The following is a 23,863-nucleotide window of genomic DNA, read 5'->3' on the forward strand; positions in this document are numbered from 1 at the left end:
TATGAATCCACTACTATTCCTGGTTTTATTAGCTGGACTATTGAAGATACAGCAGGCAAATGCTCAGTGTAAAATAATATATCGAAGTCAGGACCTGACGGTACGGACAGATCAGGATTTAGTGGCCAGACCAGATACCGGCAACCACATTACTTCGATTGAGTCACGAGGAATTCTAAGCAAATACCTGGTTGTTCATTACGAACACACTAAAAGGGCGTTAATTCCTAAAAAGGAAATTTGGGGCTATATAGACAGTCAAAAAACAGCCTGGCGATCGTACCAGAAAGAACTCTTTCGGGTCATTAAGTACAATGAAGGTTGGGTAGAATACGTCATAAACCGCCCGGTTGGAACAAGGCTGACGCCTACTTATAACGCAGTTATGTATAGCCGTACGCTAGATAGCCCCATTAGAACGAACTGGTCTCAGGCAATGGCTGATGTTCCTTTAGGACATATCATACGATAAATTTATCCTTGTCCGCAATCAGGAGCGGTTAAATACATACCACATAAGCGCAACAAGAATAGATTCGATTATCCAGACATGCAGTGTATTGTGCTGAGCTAATCGGCGGACGAGAAAATGAAGCCCGACCGCTCCGGCCGCAATGGGAATACCGAAGATGAATTGCAGAACATTGTTCTCCTGCTTCATATCGACAAAGCCGTACAGAATGATAATAATACCCATCAACGCGACTATCATGAGTGGCGTAATCAGGCTAAATACCTTTGAAATATCCATATGTACGATTAGTTAGTAGTCAGGATGACCGTTTCTAGATCACCTGCCAATAGCCAAAATCAACAGGTACATAATGAATCATTGTTTATTGGATTATTCTATGATTAAACTTGCCTCCTCATTCAAACAAAGGCTATTGAACGGCAATTATATAAGCTCATTTATCGGGTAAAAGAGGTCGTTTATCGGTATTTAGGGCCCAACGGTCTAGTAAATTCGCACGTTTGCAGGTGTTGGCTTATCTTTGAACTATTAAAAGTATTAGATAGGATTAAGGAAAGCGGCCTGACTTTGTTTAGCCGCTTTTTTGTATTAACCCAAGCTCTCCTTCAGACCAAAGACTACGACAATACTGGCAGATTAGGTAACGCCCGGACGTAGTCTCAGCCATCGCCAGGCGTTACCCAACTTGTTGTAATCTGGATTCACAAATCGTTAATGTGATTGCCAGGGAGGTGATAGTGTAAGTCCACCACCAACAAGTCCATTATCCGAATGTCCACCGTATAGGTTGACGCTTTTAATCAGGCTATTTCCTAAAAAACCGTGTGTCAGGCCGTTTCGTGATACATCACTGCCTGAGCCACTACTGGTACTTTTTGCCGACTTTTTGCCGAAATATTTATAAAGGCCATAACCCGCAGCCAACGCGGCTCCCAATGCAATTCCTGCAATAGCGGTCACTTTCTTATCCATGACTGTTCGTTCGATTGTTTTCATACGTAACAGGCGTTGGGGCAAATGGTTTTCGTAGGACTGACCATACCAACCCGCGTATTCTGTCTTTCTGACGTTTGGTGATTAGTCGTTTGAGCGTGGTCATGACAGGAGGTTAGTAAATTATTGAGAGCTGGTAATTTTATTTTTAAGTAATTGATTTTCAAGTATTTATATTGTAAAAATAATAGACGCAATTAGCCCTGTTATTGTCGTATTTACCCCCTATCCAAGTCTTCACTGAGTAGTATCTTTGTCATATAAACGTTAAAACAACATACTCATGGCAACCAAAATCTTTTTAAACCTGCCCGTTAAAGACCTCAACAAATCCATCGAGTTTTTCACGCAGCTTGGCTACAGTTTCAATCCTCAGTTTACGGACGAGAATGCAACCTGCATGATTATTAGCGAGGATATTTATGTCATGCTCTTAGTTGAGAAGTACTTTAAAACCTTCACTAAAAAAGAGATTGCGGATGCTACCAAAACCACCGAAGTACTCATTTGCCTTTCGGCCGAAAGTCGTGAAGCTGTTGATGGGTTAGTAAGTAAAGCAGTGGCTGCAGGTGGTACTACGCCCAACGAGCCACAGGATCAGGGCTTTATGTACGGACATGGATTTCAGGACTTGGACGGCCACTTATGGGAAGTTATGTATATGGACCCCGCTGCCATTAATCAGGAGCAACCAGCAGCAGAGGCCAGTGCGTAGTAAAAAATTTATACAACCTGAAAAAACAGAAACCCCGACCAATGTTGCGGTCGGGGTTTCTCTTAATTGCTTTCCACAAATTCTTTGTCTTCTAAAATGTGGACCACTTCAATGAGCGATTCGGTTTCGAGGTCATCCCAGGTAAATAGCTCATCAATTCGTTCATCAATTTTATAGGCTAATCCCTGTTCAGTGATCGCATTAAGTCCCTGACCTTCATATTCCCATTCTTCAGTCAGAGAGGCTTCGGCCATCACTTCGCCATTATGATTCTTTACATTCTTGCGATATAATTGGCTGATCAGATTTTTAATTCTTGCCCGAAAGACCTCATGCTCTTCTATAAGCGTTTGTGCTGTTTGTTCCATAGTACTATAAAAGTTACGGTGATAAGAAATAACTAATCTCGCGATTTATAGCTTAGACGAATTTTGGCGAAATAGTATCGAATTTTCGGTTAATATGATACCGCTTTGAGGGAGAATAAGCTATGAGTTATTAGAAAAGAGTGTCTATGAGGTAATCTGGTAACTTTTGTTCCTGATTCTTATTCTTTATTGTGGATGATTAACTTATCTACTTCCAGTTCACCAATTCGAAGCTTGCGAATATATCCTCGGCCAGCGCGAAACTGTCCGATGGCTAGTGTGCCAATGGCTAACGCACCTACAGCTAAGGCGCCAACGGCTAAAGCACCTACTGCCCATCGGCCAACGGCAACCTGCCCAATCGCGCGTTTACTTAGTTTTAAGGGTAATTTGAATCGTTTCATAGTTTCTAAGATGTAATGGCGATCAATGCCAGTCGTAATTATAAACAGAACTTAAGTTACCCTGACAGGTTTTAATGTATTATCCAATGGACTACACAGTTGATGAAACAATTCTATGCTATTTTAGCTAACTCACTGGTTGCCTCTTTAACCAATAATCTCGTCTGGTTTGCGGTTACTTTCTGGGTTTATTTAGAGACTAAATCGGTAGTAGCTACCTCGTTGATGGCTGGCGTATATTCGGGTACGGTTGCGCTGTCCGGATTTTTTCTGGGCTCGTTGGTGGATCGATATAAGAAGAAGCATTCGATGATTTTTTCGAGCCTTGGGTCTCTCGTTTTATACGCCCTCTCATTTATCATTTTCATCACGACGCCAGAAAAAATCTTTAAAGACCCCGCCAGCCCAATTCTCTGGGTATTTATAGTGCTCTCACTGGTAGGGGCCATTGCCGGAAACATCCGAAGTATTGCACTCTCAACGCTTGTAACGGTGCTAATACCCGAAGATGGTCGGGATAAGGCAAACGGGATGGTGGGGACCACAAACGGGGTTTCCTTTCTGGTATCGTCAATTTTTAGTGGGCTAATTATTGGCTTTCTGGGCATCTTCTGGATGCTGATTATCGCCATTGGTCTGACTGCTCTGGTGCTGATTCATGTGTGGGTTTTAGCGATTCCCGAAAAAGGAATTGCGCATGCCGAAGAGCACACCAAACGCGTTGATATTCGGGGAACGATACGGGCTATTAATCTTGTACCGGGTTTGTTCGCACTTATCTTTTTCAATACCTTCAACAACTTTCTGGGGGGCGTATTCATGTCGCTGATGGATGCCTACGGTCTGTCGTTGGTAACAGTCCAGACCTGGGGCGTTTTGTGGGGTGTGCTGAGCCTTGGGTTTATTATCGGCGGTCTGATTGTATCGAAAAAAGGACTTGGAAAACAGCCGCTTCGCACCCTGTTTCTGGCCAACATCGCTATGTGGACGATCTGTGTTTTCTTTACGATTCAGGCGTCGGTTATTCTGCTGGCGGTGGGCATGTTCATTTATCTATGCCTGATTCCGGTTGTGGAAGCGGCCGAGCAGACGATTCTGCAAAAGCTGATTTCGCCGGAGCGTCAGGGGCGGGTGTTTGGCTTTGCGCAAAGTATCGAACAGGCTGCTTCACCGATAACCGCGTTTATGATTGGCCCAATTGCGCAGCTCATTTTTATTCCATTTATGACCACTGGAGCCGGTGTGGAGCTGATTGGTTCCTGGTTTGGAACTGGCAAGGATAGAGGGCTTGCTCTTTTGTTTACGGTCACTGGATTGATCGGCCTTATCATTACGATTATCGCTATGAAGTCCAAAGCCTACGACACACTATTGGAAAACTACCAAAAGCAGGCTGAACCTCAAGTGGTTGATGAGTAAGCCTGTTACCTGGTCCTTACGTCACCACTAGCTTCTTCTCCCGCCGAACCAGGTAAACTGAAATCAGAATTCCCAGACAGGCCACGAAATGCCCGAATGTAAACGGCTCATTGTCCAGAATGCCCCAGAAAATAGCGACAATAGGAATCACATAGGTTGTGGTACTCGCAAATAGGGGCGAAGAGCTTTGGATCAGTTTTGTGTGCAGCAACTGGGCCAGCGCTGTTCCTAGCAGACCCAGCGTTAACAAGGCGGCAACAGGTCCAATGCTGGCGTGAGAGAACTGGAAAATCTCATAATTTGGGATCGCCACAAAAAAGAAGGCAAGCAACCCGTTCATCGTAACACTAACGGCACTCAATTGAAGTGGAGGAATATCGGCTAAATAATACTTTACAATATTGATGTTCAGCCCATAGCAAAGAGTTGCCCCGATGACCAAAAACACATAGACATTGACCGATAATGTGGAACCATCTGACGATAACAAACTTAAGGCAACCGAACACGACAGCCCTAGTAACAGCCCAATTAGCTGAGAATACGAGTAGGTGTTTTTGAAGAAAAAGGTAGAAACCAGAAAAGTAAACGAAGGCGTCACCGCAATAAGAATCCCAGCGACCGAGCTCTGAATATGCTCCTGCGATAAGCTGAACAGGTAAGACGGAATCAGCATACTGAGCAGGCTGGATAACAGGATGATCGGTAGTTTTTTTCGAGGAATATGCCGGAAATACCTGAGCGCGAACGGTAGAAAGGCCACGCCTGCAGCAACTAGCCGAATGGTAGCAGCTGCTACGTAACCAAAACCTTCCAGCCCTTTCTTAATCAGAATATAGCTGCTCCCCCAAATGAGCGATAACGCGATAAAATACAGCCATTTGTTGGCAGACGAGGAAGTACTTGTCATGAGAGGTTAGTTTAGTATAATGGCTGTATTTTCTCCCCTCTCCCGTTTTGGGAGAGGGGCCGGGGGTGAGGGAGTTACTTCTCCAGAACCGACGTCGGCTTACCAGGTTCAGCCACGAAAAAGACTAGCAATTTGGCCGGAACTGTCGAGCTGGTATTACGGGCTGAACTGTGTAGTCCATTACTGAATTCATAGAACGTGTCCCCTTTCTTATACACACGCGTTTTGCCTTCGAAGGTAGATTCAAGTTCGCCTTCCAGTAGATAGCCGAACGTAGGACAGGGGTGGCGATGCGCGGGGGAGGAGCTGTTGGGTGGATAGTCCACAATAAGCATCTGGACTTCTCGATTGTCGATCCCTTTTTCGTTCAATAACTGCTGACGAATGATAGAGCGACTTACGCTCGTAGGGCTGCTGCTGGTAGCCGCCGTATGGTCATGTTGAGCAAAGAGTTGGCCTGATAATGAACTTGCCAGTATGGTACTGATAATGAGTAGTGTTTTCATTTGAGAGTTAAGGGGAAATAATTTGTAGTGTTTATTCAAATGTATTGAAAGAATTATCCTAACCCTTCCCTTTGCGCTAAGACATATGCCGAATTATTAGCCCCTCTCCTGATTTCAGGGAAGGGGTTGGGTTGGGGTTAATAACAAACCATCAATCCACATCCGCAACCATATGCGTGGCGATTGCAATGCGATTCCAGCTGTTAATGGTGTTAATGACCAGAATAATCTGAGCGACTTTCTGTTCGCCGAGAAGAGTTACAAGATTGTCATACACGGCGTCGGATACGCCCTTGTTAGTCAACTGCGTCAATTCCTCAGTGAACCGCAAAACTGCCTGCTCAACTTCGGTGAAGAAGGGCGTTTCCCACCACGCACTTAGCGTATACAAACGCTGCTCGGTTTCGCCAATTCTACGGGCCTCTTTTGCGTGCATGTTCAGGCAATAGCCACAGCCATTCAACTGAGACACGCGCATTTTAATCAACTCCGTTAATATAGGATCAAGACCAAAAGAAGCTTGTTGTTTTACTGCTTCCATCATGGCCGTATACACTCTGGGTTCTACTGTTTTAACTTTTAATCTAGCTTTCATAGCTGTAATTTATTACCTGGCAATACGTGTATTGACTTGTCGTGATTGCCACCAGTTCGTGTGTTTTGTCTCTACAAATGTCTATCTTTCCTGGACTACTTTATTAGTCCAGATATAACAAATAAGGTAGTCCAGTTATGTTTGCGTTCAAGAATTTTATTCAGATCGACAAAGGGGCCGATACCGCGATTTATTTACAGGTTGTCAATGCCCTGATTCAGCAGATTCGTCGGGGTCAGTTGCGGAGTGGATCGAAGTTGCCGGGCTCCCGTGAACTGGCAGAAGTACTGGCCGTTCATCGAAAAACCATCGTGGCTGCTTATGACGAACTCATGGCGCAGGGCTGGATTGAGATGCTTCCACGAAAGGGCACGTTCGTTGTTCAGGACTTGCCCGAGATCAAACCAAAGAAGCTGAAACAGAGTGAACTTGGCATGCCTTACCCCGCCCAAACGATTTTCGCTATTCAGGAAAATCGGGTTGGTTCGTTTCCCGCAGCAGTCATACCAGATCCTAAAGCGTTAATCATCAACGATGGGTTTCCCGATACGCGCTTAGTCCCTAATGAGCTGTTGCTGCGTGAATTGAGAAGTGTGAGTAGACAAGCGGCTTTCCGAAAGTACCACATGTATGGTAATCCAGAGGGAACCGATTATCTGCGCGAAACACTGTCCGGTTTCTTACGGGAAACCAGAGGATTGCCTATTTCTGCCGCTAACGTAATGATTACCAGAGGTGCACAAATGGGCATTTACCTGACAGCCCAACTATTGCTGAAACCGGGCGATCAGGTCATCGTTGGGGAGTCGAGTTACTTTGCAGCTACGCTCATCTGCCAGCAGACAGGTGCACATATCAATCGGGTTCCTGTAGATGAATTTGGTATTGATGTCGATGCCGTAGAACAGCTTTGTAAAAAGAAGCGAATACGATTGCTGTATGTGATTCCGCATCATCACCACCCCACCACTGTGACCATGCCACCTGAGCGACGTATCAGGCTCCTTGAATTAGCGGCCACGTACAAGTTTGCCATTATCGAAGACGATTACGACTACGATTTTCATTACACCAGCAATCCTATACAACCCATGACCAGCCTTGACCATCATGGCAGTGTTATCTACATCGGAACGTTGAGCAAAACGCTGGTTCCGGCCATTCGGGTTGGGTTCATTGTCGCGCCCGAAAACTTCATACGGGCCGTTGCCAATCTACGAATGGCTATTGATCGCCAAGGCGATAGTATGATGGAAATCGCCATTGCCGAGTTGTATCGAAACGGAACAATTAGTCGGCATATCCGGAAAGTGGTCAACCTGTACCGGGAGCGTAGAGATCATTTCTGTTCGCTGCTGACGGATCGACTCGGAGATCGTGTTTCGTTTAAACTACCCGATGGTGGTATGGCCGTCTGGACAAAATTTAATGACAGTGACCTTCGGCAGGTTTCGGCAAAAGCAGCCCAAAAAGGGTTGATCATGAGTGACGGCCAGCGATACAACACGGGAGCAACTAACTACAATTCCGCCCGGTTGGGCTTTGCATCACTGAACCTCAATGAGCAAGATCGAGCGATTGAGATAATGGCGGGTTGTTTGTAACACCATAGTACTCTTATCCCTTGCAACAAAGGCATGTTTCAAAACGTATAGTATTTATTCGAATAGTGCTACGATAAAGTACCTGCAGATACAAAAAATGCCCTTTATGCAACTAAGATGGCATTAATTTGAAATATTTGTAGTTCTAAAATTCATCAACGTTAGTTCAATGATTGAAACTGCTACACTAACCGATTATCCTTCCGATCAACAACTCTGGCAACGATTTAGAGAAGGAGATCAGGTTGCATTTGAGCAGATTATTGCCTCTAACTATAACAGTTTATTCCGATTCGGTACCCGATTTACCAAGGATGTCGGCCTGATTGAAGACTGCCTTCACGATCTATTTGTCTACCTCTGGGAGAAACGCCAGTCGCTGGGGGCTACCGATTCGATCCGAAAATATTTGTTTAAATCCTTTCGGCATAAAATGCTGCTGGAGTTGCAGCGGGTTTACCGGCGGGGATGGGTTTCGGAAGACGAAGCTGCTGGGATGGCTACAGAGCAGAATTTTCAGGATGTACTTTTCCGCCTGGAAAAGGAGCAGTTGACTACGCACAAAGTGAAAGAAGCCATTAACCAACTGCCCGTTCGCCAGCAGGAGGCTTTGTACCTGCGCTACTTCGAAGGATTGGATGTTGACCATATCGCCCAGATTATGAACATCAACCGCCAGTCAGTTTCCAATCATCTTCACAAAGCTCTTACTTACCTGCGCGAAAACTGGCAGGATTTTACTATTTCAATGTTGTTCTTTTGCTTTTTTTAGAAAATTCTGCCAGTTCATAGCTATAGCTATGCAGATGGTATTGTGAATTGATTTGAGGCAATAAACCGACGAAATCTTAGCCCACAGCTGAAGCTATGGGCTAAAATACCCGCTGTTTTAGCCCCTAATCCTCAATTGGTCAAAAAGAATCAAAAAAAAGTCAAAAACAGAGGGTATATTTTTTCTGCCCGCTAATTGTCTGAATAAAGGGGTAGATAAGTAGCGTTTTTTGATGAAAACATTTAACCATTCTGAGCTTCAGGATTTTTTAGAGGACGAGTCTTTCCGGATGTGGCTATCGGGCAAGGCGACGCCCGAGTTGGCTCAGCAGTGGGATGAGTTTCCGTATCGGTACCCAGAAAAAGCGTCTACCTTCAAAAAGGCCCAAGAAGCACTGCGGGCCATTCAGGGCGATACGTTTGTGTTACCCTCGGCAAAAGTTCGGCAAAATATCCGGCAGATTATGGAGGCTACTGAGCCTGTACAGATCAGTCAGCCGGTGGTCTGGTATCAAATGCCTGTCTGGCGATGGGCTGCAGCGGCTATAGTTCTGTTGGGCGTAACTTGGTTTAGCTGGCAACAGAATCAGCTGGACGCCAACCCATCAGCACGAATCTACCAGCAACTGGTCGCCACCGCCGAATCACCGCTGGAAGAAGTTACGAATACCACCACCCGCAGCCACCTGATAATGCTCTCCGATGGCAGTTCGGTATTGCTCCAGCCCAATAGTCGTATCAGTTATCCGAAGCAGTTCAATGAACACGTAAAACGAGAGGTTTACCTAATTGGGGAAGCTTTTTTTGAAGTGGCTAAAAATCCAGAGAAACCCTTCTTTGTCTACGCCGACAACCTGATTACGAAAGTGCTGGGTACCAGCTTCACCGTTCGAACCGACGAAAAAGCGCAAGTAAATGTGATCGTGAAAACGGGGAAAGTGTCTGTTTTTACCCGATCAGATAAGGAGCGAGTCGAAAAACAACAGTCAAAACAACTAACGGGGCTAGTGCTGACACCCAATCAGCGAGTACAGTTTGATCAGGATGAAAATCGCCTGTTGCGGTCGCTTGTCGATTCGCCAACATTGCTGAATATGCCGATCCAACAATCGATGTTTGAGTTTGGCAATACGCCGATTAACCAGGTGTTTGCCTCACTGGAAAGAGCCTATGGCGTCGAGATTGTTTTCGACGCGGAGGTCATGAAAAACTGCTACCTGACGGCTTCACTGGACGACGAACCCCTGTTTGAAAAGCTTAATATGATTTGCCAGACGCTGGATGCGCAACACGAGCAGATGGACGGAAAGATTTTAATTAGCAGCAAAGGATGTCAATAAAATTACTCAACCCAATTTCTTAGCCTATGTCCGAAAAATAAGTACGCTTACCTCACAAAAAAGAGTCAGCAATGCGCCAACATCACTGACTCCAGAGTCATTCCCCACTTGCTCTCTTCGAAAAAAGCACCCCTCCGACGGGGTAAGGGAATTTTATTGCCGATCTAAACCGACAAACAATTCAAAAGTATGACAATTCCAATACAAATGCAGCACAGGCTGCTCAAAATTATGCGAGTCAGTTTTTACCTGTTTTTTGCGGTAACAACGTTTGCTTCAATGGCACGGGCGCATGATACGTATGGTCAGGAATTACTTAATCGACGAGTGAGCCTTCAACTCGCCAACCTGACTGTTGAACAGGCAATTAGTCGCATTGGTAAAGAAGCCGATGTGAAGTTCATGTATAACCCACGCATCTTCACGCAGCAGCGCATTAGCACACTCACGTTTACGAACGAGAAACTCTCCGACGTACTCGACCGAGTGCTGGGACCCGCTGCTATTTCGTATGAAGTTGGCGGAAAGACAATTATTCTGAAACGGGTAGCTGGAAGCAGCCCAAACGTCGAAAAATCCATTCCGCCTATAACCGTCACGGGGCGGGTTCTCGATGAAACCGGCGCAGGTTTGCCAGGTGCCACGGTGTTGTTCAAAGGAACGAGCAACGTGGGTACCGCAACCGATGCCGACGGTAAGTTCTCACTGAACGTACCAGACGGTAATGGGACACTGGTGATTTCGTCGATCAGTTACACATCGCAGGAAATTGCCATTAATAACCGGACAACCCTGCCCGATATCAAGTTGGCCTCCGACGTGAAATCGTTGAGCGAAGTTGTCGTTGTGGGTTATGGTACGCAACGGAAAAAAGACCTGACAGGTGCCGTGGCCGTCGTGAATGTCGCTGAACTTCAAACACAGCCAACGTCGCAGATAACCAACCAGTTGCAGGGCCGGGCGTCTGGGGTTACAGTGCTTGGATCGGGGCAGCCCGGTGAGGCTCCTCAGGTTCGTATCCGGGGTTTGAATACGTTCGGAAATAACCAGCCACTGTACGTTGTCGACGGTGTGCCCACGCAGAATATCAACGACATTAACCCAAACGACGTAGCGTCGATGCAGGTATTGAAAGATGCTGGTTCGGCGTCTATTTATGGGTCACGGGCGGCTAACGGTGTGATTATCATCACTACCCGTCGCGGAAATGGCAAAGTGAAAGTGCAATATGATGCCTATTATGGAACCCAGATTCCGAAGGGAGGAAATGTGTGGAATTTGCTCAATCCGCAGGAAACAGCACAATTGAAATTCAATGCGTTGCGGAATGCCAACCCAAACGTGGCTATTAATGACCCACTTTACGGGAGCGGAGCCACTCCTGTGTTGCCCGATTACATTTCTCCACAAGGAGCAAAGGAAGGCGATGCTTCTGTAAACCCTGCTTTGTATAATGTGAACCCGACTTACAACAGCGCTGATCAGTATAATTCGTTTTATCGGATTACACGGGCCAATAAAACCGGCACCGACTGGTTCCACGAGATTTTCAAAGCGGCACCGATCATGAGCCACAATCTGGCCGTTAGCGGTGGGGGACCACAAGGTAATTACCTGTTCTCATTCAACTATTTCAATCAACAGGGTACGCTGATTAATACGTATCTGAAGCGGTACACGATCCGGTCTAACAGTCAGTACAACATTCGGGAAAACATCCGAGTGGGCGAAAATATCGCCTTTTCGGTCTCTGATAACCCACGGGTTAACGCCTTACAGGAAGGTAGTGCGATTGGGATGGCGTTCCGGGAGCAGACCATTATTCCGGTCTATGACATCATGGGCAACTATGCCGGTGGTTATGGACAGGGGCTTGGCAACGCCAGCAACCCAGTGGCTGTTCAACAACGTACGGCGAATAACAAGGGCTTGAACAACCGTTTGTTTGGGAACATGTATGCCGAGATCGACTTCCTGAAAGATTTCACAGCACGTACCAGTTTTGGTGGTGAAATTTTTATGGGTAATTTCCATTCGTTCACCTACCCAACCTACGAGAATCAGGAGAATACAACGACTAATTCGTACACCGAAAATACGTTCAATGGCTCGAACTGGACCTGGACCAACACGGTGCAGTATCAGCATAATTTCAACAACACACACGATCTGAAAGTGCTTGTTGGTACAGAAGCGTATAAAAATCAGGGACGTAACGTAGGCGGTACAACGCAGGGTTACTTCTCCTTCGATCCAAACTTTACGAACCTCTCAACCGGATCAGGAACACCAACGAACTACAGTAATTACTACGCTGATGCGTTGTTCTCGCTAATTGGTCGGGTCGATTATTCGTTGAAAGACAAGTATTTGTTGGGTGCTACCATTCGTCGGGATGGCTCATCGCGCTTCCTGAATTATCAATATGGCTGGTTCCCGGCGGTGAGTGCTGGATGGCGCGTTACTCAGGAGGACTTCATGCGTGGCATAACCTGGCTGAATGATTTGAAAATCCGGGGTGGTTACGGGATCATGGGTAACCAGTTGAACGTAGACCCGGCCAATGCATACACGACTTATGGCGGTGACAGAACGTCGTCTTACTACGCCATCAACGGATCAAATTCGGCCAATACACTGGGCTTCCAGCGGACACGGATCGGTAATCCCGACGCTCGCTGGGAGAAAAACATCAACTCCAACATTGGCTTTGATGCTAGTCTGTGGAAAGGTAAACTCGATCTGACAGTTGATTATTACAACAAAGAGGTTCGTGATCTGCTCTATACACTTGAGCTGGCAGGAACGGCGGGTTTAGGTACTGCGCCTGCTGTGAACGTAGCCAAAATGCGTAACCACGGTCTTGATATTGCGGCTTCTACTGCACTCAACGTGACGAAAGATCTGAAACTGACGGGTACATTGACCTTCACTACCTATAACAACAAGATTGTTTCGCTGGCCGATGGTATCGATTACTTCGATCAGGAGGGTCGTCGATTCAATGGTAGTTACATTGTTCGCAACTCGGTTGGCCACTCTATCGGACAGTTCTTTGGTTACAAGACCGCTGGGTTCTGGAACTCGCAGGAAGAGATTGATGCTGCCAACGCACAAGCGCAGCAAAAAACAGGAAATGCGGCTGCTGTGTACCAGAGCGACGTAGCTGTAGGCCGTTTCCGTTACGCGGACACAAATGGGGATGGCCAAATTACGGATGCTGATCGGACGTATCTGGGTAATCCTAACCCTAAATTCAGTTATGGGTTGAACCTGGGGGCTACCTACAAGAAGTTTGACTTTAGCATTTTCTTCTACGGGACACAGGGCAACGACATCTGGAACAACGTACGGTGGTGGACCGATTTCAACGCGAACTTCCAGGGAGCCAAGAGCCAGACGGCTTTGTATGATTCATGGACGCCCGAAAATCACAATGCCAAAGCGCCAATTCAGGAAACGGTTGGATCGTTCAGCTCATCGAACGTACCTAATTCGTATTTCGTAGAAAACGGTTCGTATCTGCGGGCTAAAAACGCACAGATCGGCTATACACTGCCTGCCAATACGTTGAAGAAACTGGGTATCGAGCGTCTACGGGTGTACGTTCAGTCGGCTAATTTATTCACAATCACCAAGTATTCAGGTCTCGATCCTGAAATTGGCACGACAGCAAACACCAACAATAGTTCGGGTGGTAGTTTGAACCAGTCGTTCTCGAATACCACCTCATTTGGTATCGATGAAGGGGTTTATCCGAATCAGCGCCAGTTCCTATTTGGGTTGAATGTGACGTTCTAACTTATTAACTCGACATACGATGAAAATACAACAATATATAGCCATCCTGGCAGTTACGGCGGTCAGTTTGACGTTTGACTCTTGTAAAGATAGTCTTGACATAGCTGCTCAAGGTGCCCTGAGTGACCAGACATTAGCCACCGAAAGTGGAGTAGATGCCTTGCTGACAGGAGCCTACGCGGCTCTGGATGGTCAGTATAATAACGGCTCGGCACTGAACCTGAGTGGCTCAGATGCGTGGCAGGCATCGCCCAGCAACTGGACTTATGGCAGTATTGCTGGTGGCGATGCCCACAAAGGCAGTGACGGTAGTGATCAACCTGCTATTGATGCTATTGCCAAATTTACGTCTGATCCCAGCAACGGTTTTTTTAACGGAAAATGGCGGACAGTCTATGAGGGTATAAACCGGACGAACTCGACCTTACGGGTTCTGGCGCAGGCAACGAGTGTTTCCGATGCCAAACGGACAAGTTTTACCGCTCAGGCTCGTTTTCTGCGTGCACACTACTATTTTGAGCTAAAGAAGCTATTGAATAATGTTCCGTGGATTGATGAAACCATCGAAACCACAGCTGCCAACGCCCAGCCTAACACGGTAGATATCTGGCCGAAAATTGAAGCCGATTTGCAGTACGCGGTAGATAACCTGCCCGCCACTCAGTCTGATCTAGGTCGGGTAAATAAATGGGCAGCAATGACCTATCTGGCCAAAGCCTATCTGTATGAACATAAATACGCAGCGGCAAAAACACTCTTCGATCAGGTTGTTAGCCAGGGTGTTACCAGCAATGGATTGAAATATGCGCTGGCGACCAAATACCACGACAACTTCGACGCGGCAACGGAAAATAATTCGGAGTCGGTGTTTGCTATTCAGATGGTGGCCAATGATGGAACTGGTACCATTGCCAATGCGAATCAGGGCGATATGCTGAACTTCCCCTACGGAAATAGCCCTTTCCGCTGCTGTGGTTTCTTCCAGCCTTCGCAGGATTTAGCCAATTCGTATCGGACTGATGCTACGGGCTTACCGTATCTGGATGATTACAATACGCACCCTGTGAAGAATGACCAGGGCGTTGCATCAACGCAAGCGTTTACGCCCGATGCTGGTAATCTTGATCCTCGAATCGACTGGACAATTGGTCGTCGTGGAATCCCATATCTGGATTGGGGCAATCACCCTGGTGCCGACTGGATTCGGAGCCCAGGCCAAACGTATGCAGGGCCTTATTCGCCGAAGAAAAATATTTACATGCAGGCCACACAGGATCAGTATGCCGATAACCACTCCTGGGCACCGGGTACCGCTATTAACCTGAATTTGATTCGTTATGCCGACGTACTGCTAATGGCTGCGGAAGTGGAGGCCCAATTGGGTAATCTGGATCAGGCGCAAACGTATGTGAATCTGGTGCGGGCGCGGGCGGCAAACCCAGTCAATTTTGTGTACAAATACGCGAACGATACTGCACCCCTGTCGGGCTATTCAACGACACCGGCTGCTACTTATAAGATGGCGGTTTATCCAGCAGGTAAATTCGCTGGTTTGGGGAAAGATGGTGCTCTAAAAGCGATTTACTTCGAACGTAAACTCGAGCTGGCTATGGAAGGTCACCGCTTCTTCGATCTGGTTCGTTGGGGAACAGCAGAAACAACGTTGAATGCCTTCTTTACGTACGAAAGTACGATAACGACAGACATTCGGGGTGGCCACTTTACGGCTGGCAAAAATGATTATTTCCCAATTCCACAACGGCAAATCGACTTGAGCACATCCAGCGGCAAGTCATCGCTGACGCAGAATCCGGGGTATAATTAATGAGTTTGTAAAATCTGAAAAGAGGCAGTCATCGTGCTGCCTCTTTTTGTTTACCTAGTGTCGGGTTGCTTCGGCCCGTTAGGGCTTCAAAGGTAATTTTTGATTCAGGCTAATCTATTGCCAATAATGCACAGGCTTTTCCAACGAATTTATTTACTTCTTCTAATCGGAGCATGTATTACCGTAACCAGTTGCCAATCCAGCAACGATTCGACGACGGCGAAAGCCCCAGTTGCAGTAGAAGGGGAAAAACTAGCCCGCCAGTATTGCGGTTCCTGCCATTTGCCCGTTGCGCCTGAGGCACTTGACAAAGAAACCTGGAGCAAGCATGTCCTGCCCGAAATGGCCACCAAACTAGGGATAGAAGTCTGGCAGAAAACCCATTATTATCCCTCACAAAACTCCGTCATTTCGTTCGAGAACTGGGCAAAGCTGTTGGCCTATTACGACAAGTTCGCGCCCGCGAAGCCAATTAAATCAACTCCACCAACGCCATTGGTCAACGATTGGTCTATTTTTAGTCTACGAAAACCCGCCGAAATAAAAACCGAACTGGCTACTACAATGATGGTAGCCATTGACTCGTCTAGCGGACAGATTTACACGAGTAATGAAAATACAGCAGGACTTTATCAATGGAATTCATCACTGAAACCTACGCTGATCCGACGGCTAAATTCGCCTGCTGTTCAGGCTAATTTTATAGACGCTGGGGGCTCTCATCGGGCCTTGCTAACCTGTATTGGAACGATGATTGCCGTAGATCGGCCTAGTGGCGAGGTTGTAGAAGTTGGACTTGCTAAATCCACAACTGTACCATCTGTTACCCTGGCTAAACAACTTCCTCGCCCTATTCAATCAACACCAGGCGATTTCAACCATGACGGCCTGACAGACTATGTCGTTTGCGGATTTGGCCATAATGAGGGTGGACTATACGTATTAAAACAGCGACCCGATCATCAATTCGACAAGCAGATTATTAAAGAAATACCGGGCGCTACCCAAGTTATAACCGGGGATTTTAATAACGACGGCTGGCTCGATTTCATGGCTCTCTTTGCACACGCCGACGAAGGAATCTGGCTATTTACGAACGATAAAGAAGGCGGTTTTACCGACCGAAATCTGCTCAAATTTCCACCCGTTTATGGTTCTACCAGTTTTCAACTGGTCGATTTTAACAAAGATGGGCGATTGGATATTCTGTACACCTGTGGCGATAACAGCGATTATTCACGGGTTTTGAAGCGGTTTCACGGCGTTTATATCTTTCTCAATAAAGGCAACAACCGCTATGAGCAAACCTACTTTTACCCAATCAACGGCTGCACGAAAGCTGTTGCTGCCGACTTTGATCAGGATGGCGATCTGGACCTGGCAACCATTGCCTTTTTCGGTGATTTAAAAAACAATCCGGCCGAAACCTTCGTCTATTTTGAACAGAAAAAGTCATTAGATTTTACACCTCATGCTGTCCCGATACATCCCTATGGCCGCTGGATTTGTATGGATGTAAACGATCTGGATCGCGATGGTGACCTGGATATTGTCTTAGGCAACTACTCGCAGGGATTTCTTAACGAAGTCGGGTTTAAACCTAATTGGAACGGGTATTTGCCATTGATTGTGCTGGAAAATAAGGTTCGATAGCTATGATGGCGCGAACGTCTTCGTTCGTGCCGACTATTCCCCGGCCTCTGGCCGGAATTAAGCAATTATCAATCGGCCAGAGGCCGGGGAATAATCAGCACGAACGAAGACGTTCGCGCTATCCTGCTACGCGCTAAAACTGTATTTCTTAACCCATTTGGCTTTGATATCAGCCCTGGCCTGAATAAACTCTTTGTCGGTTCCCTGCGCGATGGCGTCCAACGGATATCGCAATGGGCGTGTTCCTTTTTCCATCTCGACAAGGGCTAAAACACCATCGGCAATGGTTTGCGGGTTCATATTGAACTCGGCCATTTTACCGAAAAATCCGGCTCCAATGGCATTGAATTTAGCCATAGCCGAATCGCCATACTCAGACACAATCTCGGGTTTGTCAGCGTTAAGGCCATCTTTTACACCAGATGTCATTTCAGTCGGGTAAACGCCCGGTTGTATCGTTACGTTTTCGATACCGTAGTCGGCAAGTTCATCCTGAAGCCCTTCGGTGATGGTTTCAACGCCAAACTTGGAGATTAAGTACGGCACCATAAAGGGCACGGTGAAACCGCTGGCACCCGATGTCAGATTAATGACCAATCCACTTTTTGCTTTACGCATGGCGGGCAACACGGCTTGATACGTGCGTAACACGCCATACAGATTAACCTCCAGCATAGCCCGAATCTGATCCAGCGAATAGCCTTCCAGAAGTCCGAAACCACTTACGCCCGCATTGTTGACGAGTACGTCAATTTTGCCGTATTTAGCTAACGTTTGTTCGATGGCCTGCTTCACCGATTCGTCGCTAGTGATGTCCATTTCTACGACGTCGATATTGGGGAAGGTTGCCAATTCCTGAGCAACAGCGGCATTTTTGCCAGTTGTTCCTCGCATGGTTGCAATCACGGTATAGCCCGCGTTAGCTAGTGTAATGGCGGTTAATTTACCAAACCCGGTGCTTGTCCCTGTTATCAAAACAAGTTGGGAGTCAATAGTCTTTTTCATTGTCTTATTCTTAAATTTTCCTGTTGTATTTGTCTCTGTTTGAGTGATACAAAGGTGGGGCAGAACAAGACCACCGTCCATTGATATTTCCTAAGAAATAGCTTGATAAATGTCAAGATAATTCTGCTATATAGTTGATAATGAGTTGATTGTATTGGGGGATGAACACCCTGTTTACGCTATTTTTTCGTCATCTGATTCCGGACTCGACTTAGTGTTTCGGCGGAGATGCCCAGATACGACGCAATCATGTGTTGGGGCACTCGGTTGGCTAGTTCGGGGCGGGTCGAAATGAAGTTCTGATATTTTTCTTCAGCGGTGTAGCTGATGGTCGCGTAGATTCTGTTCTGCGAGGCAATGAAACTCTTCTGGAGAATCGTTTGAATAAACTCGTTAAACGTGGGTAGTTGCTGACAGAGTTGATCGAAATTTTCCTTATTAATCAGCACAACCTCCGAGTCTTCTATCGCATCAATATTACTAATGGCCGGATTGCCTGTCAGTAAACTATCCCGGTCGCCAATCCACCAGTTTTCGGTGGCGAATGTCAATATGTGTTCCTGCCCTTTAGCATCAATCTGATACCTACGCAAACAGCCTTTGGCCACAAATGCATTGGATCGCCAGACATCGCCTTCCTGTAATAAGTACTGATGTTTTCGCAGTTTTTTGATGACACTCACCGCCTTTATCCGCTCAAAATCGGCATCACTGAGGTTGGCCTTACTACTTAGATATTTTCGAAAAACTTCGAACATGGTTACAGGCAAGCTTATCGTGCGATCTCTATTTTATACTTTTTACCCTTCATTTTCTCGTCTTTTATCCGTTTCAGAAAGGCGTCGACTTTTGCTTTTTTTACGGCCGCAAACGAAATGAAATCTTTCACTTCAATCAGCCCCAAATCTCCTTTTTCGAGTTGTCCTTTCTGGGAGAAAAAGCCGACGATGTCAACCTTATTCAGTTTGTTCTTCTTGCCACCGCTGATGTAAATTGTTACAAATTCGGGTGGTTTGGGCAGTGATGTATTCGCGGGAAGCTCTAACGTTTCGAGGAACTTGTCCAAATAGGCTGGGCGCGCTTCATCCCGATGCAGAATCACATAGGCAGTCCCAGATGTTTGCATGCGTGCCGTTCGACCGTTGCGGTGAGTAAACTCGTGAGCATGTGGTGGCAAGTGATAATGAATAACGTGTTTCATTTCGGGAATGTCCAGTCCGCGAGCCGCCAGATCGGTCGTAATCAGGTAGGTGACACTGCCATTTCGGAATAGAATTAGCGCCCGCTCGCGATCGTCCTGCTCCATACCACCGTGATAAAAGGTTGAATAAATACCCATTTCGTTGAGCATCGCACTAGTTCGTTCGGCGGATTCCCGATGGTTGCAGAAAATCAGGGCAGATTCCGAATTCAGCGAGCAAAGTAATTGAAACAGGGTCTCGATTTTATCTTTTGCTTCCGAATAAACCACTTTAACGGTTAGGTTCGCTGGTATGTCTTCTTCGGGCGTGAATGTCAGCGTAGTAGGCGTGTTGAGCCGAATAAAATCAGGAATAGTAATGCCCGATGTCGCCGAGACAAGCACCCGTTTGCGGAGGTTGCGTAGACCGCTGATGATATACGCCATTTCTTCCTGAAACCCCAATTCCAGCGACTTATCGAATTCATCCAGAACCAGCGTTTGAATCCCATCCAGCGAAAACGTCCCCCGACTAATATGGTCTGTAATTCGCCCAGGTGTGCCAATCAGGAGAGCAGGGGGATTACTGAGGTTCTTGATTTCGGTTTCCATCGGATGTCCACCGTAGCAGACATTGACTTTGTAACCCGTCGCCATTTTTTTCCAGACCTGCTCAATCTGCAACGCCAGTTCGCGGGTGGGTGCGAGAACAAGGCATTGCACGGCGTTACGATCTGGTTTCAGTAATTGGAAAATGGGTAACAGAAAGGCAATCGTTTTGCCCGAGCCAGTCGGAGCGATCAAAAACGTATCATTATCCTGTAAAATGGCTTTCTGCGCAGCTTCCTGCATCGGCTTTAAAGCCGAAATGCCAAGACTTTTCAGGATTTGATCCTGTTGTTGTGGGGTTATCATGCCCTAAAAGTAAGGATTATATTTCTGACAGGATTTACAGGATAAAACAGGATTTTTGCTAACCTCTGGTCGAGTCATATGAGTGAAGGTTTAATAAAATCCTGTTTTATCCTGTAAATCCTGTCAGAAAAACATGAGTTCCCGGAATAGCCGTACCTTCGTAGATTGGTAGACAATGGAATAGCTATGACGTTCGAGGAACTGAATCTAAATAAACCGCTGATAAATGCCCTGAATGACCTGGGTTACACAACCCCCACGACCATTCAGCAGAATGTGTTTTCGGTTGTTATGTCTGGGCGGGACGTGTGCGGTCTTGCACAAACGGGAACTGGTAAAACGCTTGCCTACCTGCTACCCTGCCTTCGCCAGCTTCAATTCTCGAAGGATAAATTGCCCCAACTTTTGATCATCGTTCCCACCCGTGAGCTGGTCGTTCAGGTGTTGGAAACCGTGAATCAAGTGACAACTTACATGAATCTGACGGCGGTGGGCGTGTATGGGGGCGTCAACCTGAAACCGCAGGCTGCACAAGTTCAACAGGGAATGGATATCCTGATCGCTACACCCGGTCGGCTGGTCGATTTGTTGTCGAGTGGTGTGCTAAAAACCAAGGCAATCAAAAAGCTGGTTATCGATGAGGTAGATGAAATGCTGGACCTTGGCTTCCGCACGCAGTTGAAAATCATTCTTGATCTGCTTCCCCCGAAACGCCAAAACCTCCTGTTTTCGGCCACGCTGACGACTGAAGTTGAGAAGTTGATAGAGACGTTTTTCAACAATCCGGTTCGGGTTGAGGCTGCGCCGGTTGGTACGCCCCTGGAAAACATTGCGCAAACGGCCTATGATGTTCCTAACTTTTACACAAAGATTAATCTCCTGAAACTGTTATTGAGTCAGGACGAAACTATGAACAAAGTGCTGGTCTTTGTAGCAACCAAGCAACTGGCCGATCAGGTGTATGAAGAGATGGATGCCAAATTTCCTGATCAGCTCGGAATTATCCATTCGAATAAAGCGCAAAATCAGCGATTTGAGGCTGTCGAGAAGTTTAAATCAGGTGTGTTTCATATTGTGATTGCCACTGACATCATTGCTCGTGGACTAGACGTAGCTGAGGTGTCACACGTAGTTAATTTTGACATGCCCGACGTGCCGGAAAACTACATTCACCGGATTGGACGAACCGGACGTGCTGACCAGAAAGGTATTGCGATCACCTTTATTACGCCTGCCGATCAGGAAAAACAGGAGGCTATCGAAGCGTTGATGAATTACCAGATTCCGTTAGTACCGCTACCGGATGATCTGGCTATTTCAGAGGTGCTCACCGATGATGAAAAACCGAAGGTATACATGAAAATGCCGGAGGTGAAAGTGCCTAAACGAGAAGATGTTGGACCGGCTTTCCACGAGAAACTGGCTAAGAATAAAAAAGTAAATGTCCGGCGCGATCACGCGGCCGAAAAAATGCTAAAATATGGTCGACCCATTAAACGAAGCGGAAAAAAATAACGCGACTTTCTCATCGCTTGGCTTATCTGAGCCGCTGGTGAAAGCTGCAACGGAGCAATTATACACACGGCCTTACCCCATTCAACGGGATGCCATTCCGTCAATTCTGCGCGGGAAAGACATTCTGGGTATCGCCAAAACCGGTTCCGGAAAAACCGCCAGTTTTGTGTTGCCGATTCTGGAGTTATTTCACCGAACTAAAGAAGCCAGTGGTCGCTATGCCAGCGTATTGGTGCTGGTACCCACACGGGAACTGGCCGGGCAAGTCGCTGATGTGTTTCAGACGTTGGGTACGCACCTGTTTCCGAGGGTGAAAACGGTTGCCGTTTATGGGGGTGTGGCCATTAACCCGCAAATGCAGGCGGTGTACGGCGCTGACATTATCGTAGCCACTCCGGGCCGATTACTGGATTTGCTGGATCAGCGTGCATTACGTCTGTCGGATGTGGAAATTCTGGTACTCGATGAAGCCGATAAAATGCTTGAGCTCGGCTTTGCCGACGAGATGAGCAAGTTGTTTGCGTTATTGCCCAAAAAACGCCAGACGATCCTATTTTCAGCCACGTTGGGCGATGCTATTCAGGATATCAACACGACGCTGTTACGCACACCGATTAAAATTGAGGTTGCTGAAGAGGAAACCAATCTTGATCTGATTGAACAACTAGCCTATAAAGTTGAAGCTGAGCGAAAAGGCCCTTTGCTGCGATACCTGATCAAAACTGAGAAGATGAAGCAGGTTTTGGTGTTCGTTTCATCCACCCGAACGGCCGATAATCTGGTTGTCAAATTGACGAAGAATGGAATTCTGGCGGCTGCTATCCACGGACAGAAAGGCCAGAATATCCGAACCGAAGTACTTCAGAAATTCAAAGCGGGTCAGCTTACGGTGATGGTTGCTACCGATTTGTTAGCCCGAGGTATTGACATCCAGTTACTTCCGTACGTCATTAATTTCGACCTTCCCCGCTCTCCTAAGGATTACGTTCACCGAATTGGTCGTACAGGCCGTGCCGAGTCGAAAGGGAAAGCCTTCTCGCTAATTACCCCTGACGATGAACACCATTTCAAAATCATTCAGAAAAAGATGGGCAAACGAGTCGAGCAGGTCGATAGTGCGGAGTTCGATTTGAAGGGGTATTGATTTCATTAATCGTAATCTGTTGATAATAAGCTTGCCGATTTTTATTTGTCAAATGTTCGATCGAATCGTCTCCTTATTTCTTCTTCAGCAGGGTGGTTTTTTGAGAAAATCACCGATGTGAAAATTCTACTTTCAGTATCTGTTTGGTCAAATTTGACAAAGTGATTTGTTCCGGCTTTGAGGTACCACCTGTGAAATAGCCTACTTCTGACTACCTCCTGGTCGTCGTCCAGACTACAGACATAATTAATCACGGCAGTAGGTAAGGCCTCGAAGGTAAGAAGGATGGCTTTTATAACGGTTTGCTCAACGCGTGGATCTTTCTGCTTGACCTGTCCCGCTATAGGAGTAATAGAGAAAGAGAATAGAGTACCAACAAAAGACGACTCAGGTATATAGCCTGAGTCGTCCGTGAATCGTATTGCGTATGTTATCCCAAAGTCTGTTTCAAACAGAAAACCATCTTCAACGTTCCTCATCGGGTAAGGTGAAGGGTTTGACGAATTTAACCCCGGCTGGTTTTTTGGACTCATCACCACTTTTTAAATAGTCTTCAATTAACCGTTTCCTTTCTAACATCTGTTTGGCGATGCTCTTCGGGCGTTCCACTTTCGTTTCCATACTAATTAGCTGTTAATGATGAAACTCGATTTACAACAGGGATGTCAGGTACAATGATAAATGGATTCTATATCTTATGCAAACTAATAACAGATAAACGTTAC

The 23,863-nt window shown here is 46.5% G+C and carries 24 protein-coding genes; 11 read left to right on the forward strand and 13 right to left on the reverse strand.

All coding sequences use genetic code 11. The annotated features are described in order from the left end of the window. Position 1: 1 nt before the first annotated feature. Positions 2 to 472, forward strand: coding sequence for a hypothetical protein (locus GO755_RS18690; RefSeq protein WP_157586789.1), 471 nt, complete (start codon positions 2 to 4; stop codon positions 470 to 472). 18 nt (positions 473 to 490) lie between these two features. On the opposite strand, the gene GO755_RS18695 is transcribed toward GO755_RS18690, so the two are convergent. The 3 genes from GO755_RS18695 to GO755_RS41845 all read right to left on the reverse strand — a co-directional run bounded on the left by GO755_RS18695 (position 491) and on the right by GO755_RS41845 (position 1,574). Then, positions 491 to 751, reverse strand: a complete 261-nt coding sequence (locus GO755_RS18695; protein ID WP_157586791.1) for a hypothetical protein — start codon at positions 749 to 751, stop codon at positions 491 to 493. A gap of 435 nt (positions 752 to 1,186) precedes the next feature. Beyond that, positions 1,187 to 1,471 carry a hypothetical protein gene (locus tag GO755_RS18700; RefSeq protein ID WP_227686995.1) on the reverse strand — a complete coding sequence of 95 codons (285 nt, stop codon included), beginning with the start codon at positions 1,469 to 1,471 and terminating at the stop codon, positions 1,187 to 1,189. Then, positions 1,440 to 1,574: a hypothetical protein gene (locus GO755_RS41845; protein WP_262887011.1), complete on the reverse strand. Its 135-nt coding sequence runs from the start codon at positions 1,572 to 1,574 to the stop codon at positions 1,440 to 1,442. Before GO755_RS41845 ends, GO755_RS18700 begins: the two co-directional genes overlap by 32 nt. Positions 1,575 to 1,751: 177 nt before the next feature. Here GO755_RS41845 and GO755_RS18705 point away from each other — a divergent pair, with 177 nt between their 5' ends. Next, positions 1,752 to 2,183: a VOC family protein gene (locus GO755_RS18705; RefSeq protein ID WP_157586792.1), complete on the forward strand. Its 432-nt coding sequence runs from the start codon at positions 1,752 to 1,754 to the stop codon at positions 2,181 to 2,183. Between the two features lie 62 nt (positions 2,184 to 2,245). Here GO755_RS18705 and GO755_RS18710 read toward each other — a convergent pair whose 3' ends face one another. Both GO755_RS18710 and GO755_RS18715 read right to left on the reverse strand, forming a co-directional pair. Further along, positions 2,246 to 2,551 carry a hypothetical protein gene (locus GO755_RS18710; RefSeq protein WP_157586794.1) on the reverse strand — a complete coding sequence of 102 codons (306 nt, stop codon included), beginning with the start codon at positions 2,549 to 2,551 and terminating at the stop codon, positions 2,246 to 2,248. A 179-nt stretch (positions 2,552 to 2,730) separates the two neighbouring features. Next, positions 2,731 to 2,955, reverse strand: coding sequence for a hypothetical protein (locus GO755_RS18715; protein WP_157586796.1), 225 nt, complete (start codon positions 2,953 to 2,955; stop codon positions 2,731 to 2,733). 102 nt (positions 2,956 to 3,057) lie between these two features. Between GO755_RS18715 and GO755_RS18720 the strand changes: the two genes are divergently transcribed. After that, entirely contained in the window at positions 3,058 to 4,374 is a 1,317-nt protein-coding gene (locus tag GO755_RS18720) for an MFS transporter (protein WP_198174865.1), read from the forward strand. Between the two features lie 16 nt (positions 4,375 to 4,390). Here the strand turns inward: GO755_RS18720 and GO755_RS18725 are convergent, their stop codons facing one another. The 3 genes from GO755_RS18725 to GO755_RS18735 all read right to left on the reverse strand — a co-directional run bounded on the left by GO755_RS18725 (position 4,391) and on the right by GO755_RS18735 (position 6,385). Further along, the gene (locus GO755_RS18725) at positions 4,391 to 5,284 is read right to left on the reverse strand and encodes a DMT family transporter (protein ID WP_157586799.1); all 894 of its coding nucleotides are present in this window, start codon (positions 5,282 to 5,284) and stop codon (positions 4,391 to 4,393) included. Positions 5,285 to 5,358: 74 nt separating this feature from the next. Next, positions 5,359 to 5,790, reverse strand: a complete 432-nt coding sequence (locus tag GO755_RS18730) for a cupin domain-containing protein (RefSeq protein ID WP_157586801.1) — start codon at positions 5,788 to 5,790, stop codon at positions 5,359 to 5,361. Positions 5,791 to 5,941: 151 nt separating this feature from the next. After that, positions 5,942 to 6,385 carry a carboxymuconolactone decarboxylase family protein gene (locus tag GO755_RS18735; protein ID WP_157586802.1) on the reverse strand — a complete coding sequence of 148 codons (444 nt, stop codon included), beginning with the start codon at positions 6,383 to 6,385 and terminating at the stop codon, positions 5,942 to 5,944. A gap of 137 nt (positions 6,386 to 6,522) precedes the next feature. On the opposite strand from GO755_RS18735, the gene pdxR reads away from it, so the two are divergent. From pdxR to GO755_RS18765, 6 genes are all read left to right on the forward strand, one after another. After that, positions 6,523 to 7,989: a MocR-like pyridoxine biosynthesis transcription factor PdxR gene (gene pdxR, locus GO755_RS18740; RefSeq protein WP_157586804.1), complete on the forward strand. Its 1,467-nt coding sequence runs from the start codon at positions 6,523 to 6,525 to the stop codon at positions 7,987 to 7,989. Positions 7,990 to 8,158: 169 nt separating this feature from the next. Then, a complete protein-coding gene (locus tag GO755_RS18745; protein WP_157586806.1) occupies positions 8,159 to 8,761 on the forward strand; it encodes an RNA polymerase sigma factor in 603 nt (200 codons plus the stop codon). Between the two features lie 232 nt (positions 8,762 to 8,993). Continuing rightward, positions 8,994 to 10,100 carry a FecR family protein gene (locus GO755_RS18750; protein ID WP_157586807.1) on the forward strand — a complete coding sequence of 369 codons (1,107 nt, stop codon included), beginning with the start codon at positions 8,994 to 8,996 and terminating at the stop codon, positions 10,098 to 10,100. 189 nt (positions 10,101 to 10,289) lie between these two features. Next, complete coding sequence (locus tag GO755_RS18755) at positions 10,290 to 13,901, forward strand: TonB-dependent receptor (protein WP_227686996.1); 3,612 nt, start codon at positions 10,290 to 10,292, stop codon at positions 13,899 to 13,901. Positions 13,902 to 13,920: 19 nt separating this feature from the next. Next, a complete protein-coding gene (locus tag GO755_RS18760) occupies positions 13,921 to 15,726 on the forward strand; it encodes a RagB/SusD family nutrient uptake outer membrane protein (RefSeq protein WP_157586809.1) in 1,806 nt (601 codons plus the stop codon). A gap of 126 nt (positions 15,727 to 15,852) precedes the next feature. Continuing rightward, positions 15,853 to 17,379 carry an FG-GAP repeat domain-containing protein gene (locus GO755_RS18765; RefSeq protein ID WP_157586811.1) on the forward strand — a complete coding sequence of 509 codons (1,527 nt, stop codon included), beginning with the start codon at positions 15,853 to 15,855 and terminating at the stop codon, positions 17,377 to 17,379. 126 nt (positions 17,380 to 17,505) lie between these two features. Here GO755_RS18765 and GO755_RS18770 read toward each other — a convergent pair whose 3' ends face one another. The 3 genes from GO755_RS18770 to GO755_RS18780 all read right to left on the reverse strand — a co-directional run bounded on the left by GO755_RS18770 (position 17,506) and on the right by GO755_RS18780 (position 20,479). Then, on the reverse strand, positions 17,506 to 18,384 hold the full coding sequence (locus GO755_RS18770) for an SDR family oxidoreductase (RefSeq protein WP_157586813.1): 879 nt from the start codon (positions 18,382 to 18,384) through the stop codon (positions 17,506 to 17,508). Between the two features lie 179 nt (positions 18,385 to 18,563). Further along, a complete protein-coding gene (locus GO755_RS18775; protein ID WP_157586815.1) occupies positions 18,564 to 19,142 on the reverse strand; it encodes a Crp/Fnr family transcriptional regulator in 579 nt (192 codons plus the stop codon). 14 nt (positions 19,143 to 19,156) lie between these two features. Then, the gene (locus GO755_RS18780) at positions 19,157 to 20,479 is read right to left on the reverse strand and encodes a DEAD/DEAH box helicase (RefSeq protein ID WP_157586817.1); all 1,323 of its coding nucleotides are present in this window, start codon (positions 20,477 to 20,479) and stop codon (positions 19,157 to 19,159) included. A gap of 186 nt (positions 20,480 to 20,665) precedes the next feature. Here GO755_RS18780 and GO755_RS18785 point away from each other — a divergent pair, with 186 nt between their 5' ends. Both GO755_RS18785 and GO755_RS18790 read left to right on the forward strand, forming a co-directional pair. After that, entirely contained in the window at positions 20,666 to 21,994 is a 1,329-nt protein-coding gene (locus GO755_RS18785; protein ID WP_157586819.1) for a DEAD/DEAH box helicase, read from the forward strand. After that, entirely contained in the window at positions 21,960 to 23,138 is a 1,179-nt protein-coding gene (locus tag GO755_RS18790) for a DEAD/DEAH box helicase (RefSeq protein ID WP_157586821.1), read from the forward strand. The genes GO755_RS18785 and GO755_RS18790 overlap by 35 nt, the downstream gene beginning before the upstream one ends. 41 nt (positions 23,139 to 23,179) lie before the next feature. On the opposite strand, the gene GO755_RS18795 is transcribed toward GO755_RS18790, so the two are convergent. After that, the gene (locus tag GO755_RS18795) at positions 23,180 to 23,617 is read right to left on the reverse strand and encodes a DUF6169 family protein (protein ID WP_227686997.1); all 438 of its coding nucleotides are present in this window, start codon (positions 23,615 to 23,617) and stop codon (positions 23,180 to 23,182) included. Continuing rightward, a complete protein-coding gene (locus tag GO755_RS40930) occupies positions 23,604 to 23,759 on the reverse strand; it encodes a hypothetical protein (protein ID WP_198174869.1) in 156 nt (51 codons plus the stop codon). Before GO755_RS40930 ends, GO755_RS18795 begins: the two co-directional genes overlap by 14 nt. Positions 23,760 to 23,863: the final 104 nt, after the last annotated feature.

The organism is Spirosoma arboris (assembly GCF_009754945.1).
GTDB classification, from domain to species: Bacteria; Bacteroidota; Bacteroidia; order Cytophagales; family Spirosomataceae; genus Spirosoma; species Spirosoma arboris.

Bases quoted from the DNA above. Each gene is read 5' to 3' on its own strand.
- GO755_RS18690 (WP_157586789.1), top strand. From the start codon at position 2: ATGAATCCACTACTATTCCTGGTTTTATTAGCTGGACTATTGAAGATA.
- GO755_RS18695 (WP_157586791.1), bottom strand. From the start codon at position 751: ATGGATATTTCAAAGGTATTTAGCCTGATTACGCCACTCATGATAGTC.
- GO755_RS18700 (WP_227686995.1), bottom strand. From the start codon at position 1,471: ATGAAAACAATCGAACGAACAGTCATGGATAAGAAAGTGACCGCTATT.
- GO755_RS41845 (WP_262887011.1), bottom strand. From the start codon at position 1,574: ATGACCACGCTCAAACGACTAATCACCAAACGTCAGAAAGACAGAATA.
- GO755_RS18705 (WP_157586792.1), top strand. From the start codon at position 1,752: ATGGCAACCAAAATCTTTTTAAACCTGCCCGTTAAAGACCTCAACAAA.
- GO755_RS18710 (WP_157586794.1), bottom strand. From the start codon at position 2,551: ATGGAACAAACAGCACAAACGCTTATAGAAGAGCATGAGGTCTTTCGG.
- GO755_RS18715 (WP_157586796.1), bottom strand. From the start codon at position 2,955: ATGAAACGATTCAAATTACCCTTAAAACTAAGTAAACGCGCGATTGGG.
- GO755_RS18720 (WP_198174865.1), top strand. From the start codon at position 3,058: ATGAAACAATTCTATGCTATTTTAGCTAACTCACTGGTTGCCTCTTTA.
- GO755_RS18725 (WP_157586799.1), bottom strand. From the start codon at position 5,284: ATGACAAGTACTTCCTCGTCTGCCAACAAATGGCTGTATTTTATCGCG.
- GO755_RS18730 (WP_157586801.1), bottom strand. From the start codon at position 5,790: ATGAAAACACTACTCATTATCAGTACCATACTGGCAAGTTCATTATCA.
- GO755_RS18735 (WP_157586802.1), bottom strand. From the start codon at position 6,385: ATGAAAGCTAGATTAAAAGTTAAAACAGTAGAACCCAGAGTGTATACG.
- pdxR (WP_157586804.1), top strand. From the start codon at position 6,523: ATGTTTGCGTTCAAGAATTTTATTCAGATCGACAAAGGGGCCGATACC.
- GO755_RS18745 (WP_157586806.1), top strand. From the start codon at position 8,159: ATGATTGAAACTGCTACACTAACCGATTATCCTTCCGATCAACAACTC.
- GO755_RS18750 (WP_157586807.1), top strand. From the start codon at position 8,994: ATGAAAACATTTAACCATTCTGAGCTTCAGGATTTTTTAGAGGACGAG.
- GO755_RS18755 (WP_227686996.1), top strand. From the start codon at position 10,290: ATGACAATTCCAATACAAATGCAGCACAGGCTGCTCAAAATTATGCGA.
- GO755_RS18760 (WP_157586809.1), top strand. From the start codon at position 13,921: ATGAAAATACAACAATATATAGCCATCCTGGCAGTTACGGCGGTCAGT.
- GO755_RS18765 (WP_157586811.1), top strand. From the start codon at position 15,853: ATGCACAGGCTTTTCCAACGAATTTATTTACTTCTTCTAATCGGAGCA.
- GO755_RS18770 (WP_157586813.1), bottom strand. From the start codon at position 18,384: ATGAAAAAGACTATTGACTCCCAACTTGTTTTGATAACAGGGACAAGC.
- GO755_RS18775 (WP_157586815.1), bottom strand. From the start codon at position 19,142: ATGTTCGAAGTTTTTCGAAAATATCTAAGTAGTAAGGCCAACCTCAGT.
- GO755_RS18780 (WP_157586817.1), bottom strand. From the start codon at position 20,479: ATGATAACCCCACAACAACAGGATCAAATCCTGAAAAGTCTTGGCATT.
- GO755_RS18785 (WP_157586819.1), top strand. From the start codon at position 20,666: ATGACGTTCGAGGAACTGAATCTAAATAAACCGCTGATAAATGCCCTG.
- GO755_RS18790 (WP_157586821.1), top strand. From the start codon at position 21,960: ATGGTCGACCCATTAAACGAAGCGGAAAAAAATAACGCGACTTTCTCA.
- GO755_RS18795 (WP_227686997.1), bottom strand. From the start codon at position 23,617: ATGAGGAACGTTGAAGATGGTTTTCTGTTTGAAACAGACTTTGGGATA.
- GO755_RS40930 (WP_198174869.1), bottom strand. From the start codon at position 23,759: ATGGAAACGAAAGTGGAACGCCCGAAGAGCATCGCCAAACAGATGTTA.